Source organism: Bradyrhizobium sp. Mp27 (assembly GCF_029953005.1).
GTDB lineage: Bacteria > Pseudomonadota > Alphaproteobacteria > Rhizobiales > Xanthobacteraceae > Bradyrhizobium > Bradyrhizobium barranii.
This window is the reverse complement of sequence record NZ_JASAUS010000356.1, coordinates 1-3223: the sequence shown is the minus strand read 5'-3', so window position 1 is coordinate 3223 and position 3223 is coordinate 1. Positions and strand designations below refer to the sequence as shown.

Here is a 3223-nt window from a genome sequence, read left to right as displayed (position 1 = left end):
GGCCAGTTGTTGTAATTGGTTCTCATCACAACGAGCTACTATTTGGACGAGCTGACAGAAAGCTGACAAAGCCGACGCATGAGCCGGTCCTTTACGAATAAGACGGGCTAGACTGCCGCTGGGGGTCACTCCGATGGGTGAAGCCAAGCGCTGAGGAAATGAAGGTGGCACCTTGTCGTTGTCGATCGGGGCGACAATCGGCTTCCTGCTGTTTTGATGGTGTTCGATGGCACAAGCCGGCTTCAGGGCTTGACCTTCGATCCGGCTCGCCCAGTACGACACTTGAACGCTGTTACATGCAGGAGCTGGGAAATTGCGAAGCGCCAATCTCCGGCGAGCATCTGATCAGCGAGGCTGTGATCGAAATACTTCGCGGGGACGGTAATTTCACGGCCTCTGGACTGCCTTGGCTCGAAGCAGGCGAAACAAAGGCGCTGGCTCCAAAGAATCTCACCGCGAACTGCCTTTGTAGACGACACAACAGCGCGCTGTCGCCGTTGGATGCCGCTGCCAAGATATTCTTTGCCGGCCTCAGGGACTGCTTGGAATCGAGCGAAGCCGTCTTGCCGTACTTGCTGTCCGGTCATGATGTCGAACGCTGGCTGCTGAAGACGCTCAAAGCTATGGCTGTGTCCGGCAGTCTTGCTCAGGGCCGTGTAAAATTACCCGGCGCCTTCGAACGCGGCGTCGACATCATCCGCATGCTCGAACATGTCGATGAGTGGCCGGAGGCCACGGGCCTGTACTTCATCATGCCTACGGGATCGCAACTGATCAATCACACGCGTTTCCAGCTGCAGCCATGGTACGGCGACGCTCAGAAGGAGCTTGTCGGGCTGTGGTCCAACTTTTTGGGCTTGGAGTTCGTTATGATGATTGCAGCTCCGAACGTCCTCCAAAGCCCGGGACTCAAGAACTGGCTGTACCGGCCTTCGGCCATCGACGTGCTGATCGGCAAATCCAAGCGGCAAATCGGCCTAAGCTGGCAGGACGGACGCCTACACCGGCCGATACAGGTGACATTCGAGAAATTGGTGACGAGCACGGCCTCCAAGGGAACGGATAGCTAGCAGCTTCGCCATTCTTGGGTTAAGCCCAGCCATACCGTCGTTGAAAACGTAAATCGTGAATGCGATTAGACGATTTGCCAGAGGCACGACTGGCAGCCTCACTCCGCGGCTTCCGCAGGCGGGGTCTTAAGCTCCGCAAATTTCGCCGCCATCGTCGGATTGCCCTTTGTCAGCTTCTTGATCGTCACATCCTGCGCCTTGTCGTTCGCAAGACGGAGATTGCGGTCCGCACCAATCAAGGCGTCCTTGGTCTTCTGCAGGTGATCAATCGACTTATCGATCTCAGCGATTGCGGTCTGGAAGTGCCGGGACGCAAGATCGAAGTTCTTCGAGAATGCGGTCTTGAACGTTTCGAGCTGGCTCTCAAACTGAGTGATGTCGATATTCTGCGCCTTCACAAGCGCGAGCTCGGTCTTGTATTTGAGCGAGTTGATCGCCGCATTCCGCAGCAGCGTAATCATCGGCAGGAAGAACTGCGGCCGGATGACATACATTTTCGGGTAGCGATGGAAGACATCAACGATGCCCGTATTGTAAAGCTCGTTATCTGGTTCGAGCAATGAGACCAGGATGGCGTATTCGCAGCCCTTTTCGGTGCGATCCCGGTCGAGCTCCTTGAGAAAATCTTCGTTCTTGCTTTTCGTGGCGGTTTTGTCGCACTCGTTCTTCATCTCGAACATGATCGAGATGATCCCGGTGCCGGCCTCATCCGAGTCGCGGAAGATGTAGTCGCCCTTACTGCCGGTCCGGGCGTCGTTGTCTTTCTCGAAATAGGCCCGCGGAAACGCCATCGAGCGAACCCGGTTGAACTCGGTCTCGCAGTGCTGTTCGAGGGTCTCGCCGACCATCTTGGTCGAGAGACGGGCCTTCATATCCTTGAGGCGTTCGATCGCGTCGTCCCGATCCTTGATCTGGGTTTCATACTTGTCCTTGAGCGACTGCTCGGACAGCTGCTTTTCAAGCTGGACCTGCTTGATGCCGTTCTTCAGCTCATCGCGCTCTTTCTCGATAGCGCCGACGGCTTCGGTCACGGCGAGCTTCTTCTCCAGCTCGACGGCCTGAAGCTTGGCCTTCAGCTCTTGGATTTCCTTTTCCTTGGCGGCAGTGATCTTGTGCTGCTCGCTGGCCAGAAGCGCCTCGGCAAGCTCCGAGGCGGCCTTCTTCTCGCGCTCGGACTCGGCCAGCGCGTTCGCGAGTCTGTCACGCTCCTTTTCGACGGCGCTAAGCGCTTCGGTCACCGCGAGCTTCTGCGAAACTCCACTGGCCTCGAGCTTGGACTTCAACTCCTGGATTTCGGCATCCTTGGCAGCGGCGGTCTTCTGCAGATCGCTGGCAACTTGGGCCTTGGCCAGCTCCACCGCGCTTTGCTTGTCGCGCTCGGCCAATTCCAGCCGTTCGTGCAGTTGCTTTGCGAAATCGGCGTCGCGGACCTGCTTCAGAATGTCGGCATAGCCGGATTCATCGACCTTGAAGGCCTTGGCACAGTGGGGACAGATGATCTCGTGCATGGTTGCTGCCCGGATGGGCGTTTCCTGTTTCCGTTGAAAAGCTGGCTGCGGGGCTCACAGAATCGCCCCCGAGCATTTGAGAACAAAATTAGAACAGGCCAATCTGGACGGTCAAGCGATGCGCATCGCTTCCGGGCATTTTCCCCGGTTTTTCCGATAACGGCTGAGTTTGCGGGCAGCAGTCGAGCACCGGGCGAATCGAAACCCGGCTGACCATTGCAAAGACTCGAACTCTAAGGAACGGCGTCATGGTATACTGCGCTCATGAGCAAGCGGCACGTTGGCAAAATCTGCGTCTACTGCGGCACCCCACCTGCGACCATGGACCACGTGCTGGCGCGCGAATTTTTGCCGATCAGCCGCCGGGACAACCTGCCTAAGGTCCCGGCCTGCGGCGCCTGCAACGGCGTCAAGAGCGGCCATGAGCACTATCTCACCGCGGTATTGCCGCTTGCCGGCAATCATCGAGATGGCTTGGCGTCCTGTCGACGATGGTTGAGCCGCGATTAGCGAAAAACGCGAAGCTGAAGGCCCAACTAGTACCCGGAATCAGAGCTGAGTGATACGGCGGCCTTTGAAACGGCGTTGACGGACCTTTTTCTTGGTCCAGACGAAGGGCTCGGCTCTGTCGTTGTATGCGTTGAC

3 protein-coding genes are annotated in these 3223 nt (G+C 57.3%); 2 read left to right on the top strand and 1 reads right to left on the bottom strand.

Translation table 11 applies throughout. From position 1 onward, the window contains the following. The first annotated feature begins 296 nt into the window (after positions 1-296). Complete coding sequence (locus QJT78_RS49665; RefSeq protein WP_035680878.1) at positions 297-1070, top strand: hypothetical protein; 774 nt, start codon at positions 297-299, stop codon at positions 1068-1070. 98 nt (positions 1071-1168) lie between these two features. Here QJT78_RS49665 and QJT78_RS49660 read toward each other — a convergent pair whose 3' ends face one another. Further along, positions 1169-2578, bottom strand: a complete 1410-nt coding sequence (locus QJT78_RS49660) for a DUF2130 domain-containing protein (RefSeq protein ID WP_028154529.1) — start codon at positions 2576-2578, stop codon at positions 1169-1171. A 321-nt stretch (positions 2579-2899) separates the two neighbouring features. Here QJT78_RS49660 and QJT78_RS49655 point away from each other — a divergent pair, with 321 nt between their 5' ends. After that, a complete protein-coding gene (locus QJT78_RS49655) occupies positions 2900-3088 on the top strand; it encodes a hypothetical protein (RefSeq protein WP_038945831.1) in 189 nt (62 codons plus the stop codon). The last annotated feature ends 135 nt before the right edge of the window (positions 3089-3223 follow it).